This is a genomic window from Streptomyces sp. NPDC004561 (genome assembly GCF_053602155.1).
Window position 1 is genome coordinate 1 of record NZ_JBSGDB010000707.1, and the last position, 3,362, is coordinate 3,362.

3 protein-coding genes are annotated in these 3,362 nt (G+C 67.0%); 1 reads left to right on the forward strand and 2 read right to left on the reverse strand.

From position 1 onward, the window contains the following. Window positions 1-622: 622 nt before the first annotated feature. Complete coding sequence (locus tag ACWEN3_RS43960; protein ID WP_452983605.1) at window positions 623-1,126, reverse strand: N-acetyltransferase; 504 nt, start codon at window positions 1,124-1,126, stop codon at window positions 623-625. Window positions 1,127-1,414: 288 nt separating this feature from the next. Next, window positions 1,415-1,735 carry a hypothetical protein gene (locus ACWEN3_RS43965; RefSeq protein WP_452983608.1) on the reverse strand — a complete coding sequence of 107 codons (321 nt, stop codon included), beginning with the start codon at window positions 1,733-1,735 and terminating at the stop codon, window positions 1,415-1,417. Window positions 1,736-2,439: 704 nt separating this feature from the next. On the opposite strand from ACWEN3_RS43965, the gene ACWEN3_RS43970 reads away from it, so the two are divergent. Next, complete coding sequence (locus tag ACWEN3_RS43970; protein ID WP_452983611.1) at window positions 2,440-2,982, forward strand: SUKH-4 family immunity protein; 543 nt, start codon at window positions 2,440-2,442, stop codon at window positions 2,980-2,982. The last annotated feature ends 380 nt before the right edge of the window (window positions 2,983-3,362 follow it).

A 3,362-nucleotide genomic window follows, 5' to 3' on the forward strand; every position in this document is an offset into this window, starting at 1 on the left:
CCGGTCGGTCCGTGAAGCAGGAACCCCAAAGCCGGGCGACCGGCCCAACCCCCGCATAAGGGAATCCCCCTCCTTCAGGAGGGGGAGGAAGTCAAAGGGCGTGCTCAACGTCTTCGGCCTGGCCGGGTGCTGTCGTTTCTCGGGTTCTGGCTCTGGGCTGCCCGGTCACAGCGGTCAGCCTGCCGGGAATCGCCGAGCCGATGCTGATCGTCCGCTTCCCCGCAGTCGGCAATCTCAGCATCGAGTTCACCGACGACGCTCCACAGAGGGCCGGGCTCCGTAGGCACCTCGCCGCTATCGCCACATGCCTGACTCAGCGAGTGGGGCGATCGTGAACACCTGTCCCCCTGGGGCCATGAAGTAGTACGGATGGCCGGGGTACTCGATCTCCTTGAGGCCTGCGCTGATGGCGCGTGGTGCGTGGATAGCGGGTGGCGCACAGAGGGGTACGGGTCGACGCTCGGGCCATCGAGGCGCTGCACGAGGCTCGTCGCGAGTTCATACTTCGCGCTCAAGACGCCATGTCGGCGCCTGAGGAACCATGACAAACCGGCATCGCGCCCGATGACCGGACGCCTCGGCGAAAGACTCGACGCACGAGCCGGAACGGCGACTGCTCGGACTAAGCGTCGGGGTGCGTCGGCAGGGCGAGCCAGTCCGACCAGGAGATCTCTCGGCCGATGAAGCGCGGCTGCTCGAACGGCCAGTCGGCGGCGATCCACTGCGGCACCAGCGTGTCCAGGGCCTGCTCGACCTTGCTGCTCACCAGCTCGTCCACCACCCACCAGGAGATCTCGCCGTCCGCGCCGGCCTTCTCCGGCGGGTCGATGTAGACGCAGCCGAACAGGGCCGTCTCCGCCGTGTCGAACAGCGCGTAGTTGAAGGACTGGTGTGCGGCGATCTCCTTCTCGTGCCGCAACAGGTCGGCCTGGTCGGCCTCGTAGGTCATGGTGGCCGCGGGCCAGCCCCAGGCCGGGCCGAAGATGGTCCACAGCCGCTCGCGCGAGCCCATCACGGCCGGATAGTCGAGCGGGGTGTCCGCCTCCCGGATCGGCCGCAGGTGATGACCGACTCCCGGCAGCGGTACCCGTACGGGGTGGACGAAGTCGTCGGGAAGCCAGCTCATGGCGCCCGACCGTAGCACCGCGCGGGCCTTTGGTCCCCTGGATTTTCTCCGCACTGACGCGCGGACCGCAGTCCCCGATCGGTACGACAACGGCTTCGGGGGTCAGACGAACGATGCCAGTCTGCACTGGCTGTGGCGTGCCGGCTCCCATGGGAGCGGTGGACGCCGTTCAGGCCGGAGCGAAGCTCTGTCATGCTCGCTTGGGCTCGTCCGGGCTCCAGCCGTGCAGATGTGGGCGCAGGTTCTCTGGTGCGAACGCGGGAAGATCCGGCAGTCCTGGGCTCTGGACTACCGGGTCGATACGGTCGGCATGGGCCCGCGCCCAGGCGATCCACGCAGTGCCTTCTTCGGCCCCTCCTCTACCAGCGGTGGCTGACCGAACGGCTCGCCACCATTGAGGAACCAGAACACCGTCAGCTTCTCCGGCACTTCGCCACCTGGCACCAGATGCGGCGCCTGCGGGCAAAGGCAGAGAAGGCACCGCTCGGACGCTCCCAGGCCAACCACACCAAGCGGGAAGTCACCCAGGCTGGTGCCTTCCTCGCTTGGCTCGCCAGCCGAGGCCGTGTCATCGGGCAGTGCCAGCAGGCCGACATCGACGTCTGGCACGCTGAGAGCCTGGCCACCGGCCGTCCATCCCAGTCATTCCTGCGGTGGTGCATGAAGACGGCCGGATGCCCCGCCTCAGGCTGCCGCCCGCCGTCATCACCCAGGATCGGAAACCGCTGCATCAGCACCGCCCGCTCGCGATGCTCCGCCGGGTCCTCAACGACGACTCCTTGCCCTTGCGGGCCAGGGTCGCCCCGCCGCGCTCGTTCTCCTCCATGCGCAACCCGTCAGCCGCATCGTTCGCCTCACCATCGATGACGTTACTGACGACGAGACCACCGTCACCCTCCAGTTGGGAGACCCGCCGTCCCACTGCCGGAGCCCGTCGCCGACCTGATGCGGCCCTACATCCAGTCCCGCCGGCAGCAGGAGTTCACAGTGGCTCCTCCCCTGCCGCCGGCGCGGACAGCCGATGAAACCGGTCAGCCTTCAAGTCCATCTGCGTGAGATCGGCGTCCCGCCGCAGCGCGGCAGGGCCTCCGCGATCCGACAGCTCGTCCTCCAGGCCCCGGGGCCCCGTCATCGCGAAGGCACTCGGCTATCACGACAAGACCACCACCCGCCTGGTCACCGAGGCCGGTGGAACCTGGAGCCGATACGCCCCCGGCGGCCACTGAGGAGTGTGTCGTCCCCGATGGGGCCACGTGCCTGTCAGCCCTGCTCGATAGGGTCCGCATCGCAGCCAGCCGCGGAAGGACTCTCACATGCCAACGTTTGACGAGCTCACTGCCTGGGCCGGCGCCGGGAACGTTACAAGGGCAGACTCGGCAGTCGTGTCTGGCTGGCAGATCCCCGAGGAACAGAAGGCGCTACTTGTTGATGTCGGGATTCCTATCGTCGATCAGTTGATCGAGTACGTATCGTTCCAGGTGGAGGCGGCTCCAGCACTCCAGACGTCAGCTGGTAGGTCGCTCTACCTCCTCACCCAGAATCACCATGGTGACCTCGTGCCGGGACTGCAATGGTCGTTCGGCGTCGAACCCGGCACAGGGACGGTCTACTACGTTCTTCCTCAAGGCGAGGCATGGTTCGCCAACTCCTCCATCGACCTGTGGCTGCGGACCCTGCACCACTACGGCCTGCACGTCAGCGAGTCCGAGATCCTGAGCGATCCGGATGACCGCGAGGACGAAGCCCTGGCCGAGCTCAGCAGGCTCGCTGACGTACTCAAGAAGATCGATCCGCCTGCCTTCGATGGCTACCACGGGTTCATCTGGGCCGAGTTCCTCGACCGCTGGCTCTGGTAGCTGCCCGCGGCCGCCACGATCCCCAAGCGATCACTCACCGTGCCCAGCACGTTGAGCGGCTGGCGAATACCGTCACCGCTGCTGGGCCTTGGCCTGTGACGCTGCCAGCACGAGGCGCGAGGACTCGGCCGACGAGACTTGAGCCGGCCGCGTCTGATGGGTCTGGGCGGGCCCGGATCGGGGTGAGTGGACCGTCACAGCAGTTCGGCGCCGTGCCGGTTCGGATAGCGTGGGTCGCGTGCAGTTCAACACGCGTACGAGGAGATGGAGCCGCGTCGCCGCGGCCCTAGGGCCTGTGTGATGTCGTGATCAGCTGCTGAGTTCTGCTCTGTTCCCGGGGTGGAATCCGGTAGGACTGTGGTCGTGACACGCAGGCAACT

Coding starts and splice junctions, on each gene's coding strand:
- ACWEN3_RS43960 (WP_452983605.1), bottom strand. CDS start 1,126: ATGAGCTGGCTTCCCGACGACTTCGTCCACCCCGTACGGGTACCGCTG.
- ACWEN3_RS43970 (WP_452983611.1), top strand. CDS start 2,440: ATGCCAACGTTTGACGAGCTCACTGCCTGGGCCGGCGCCGGGAACGTT.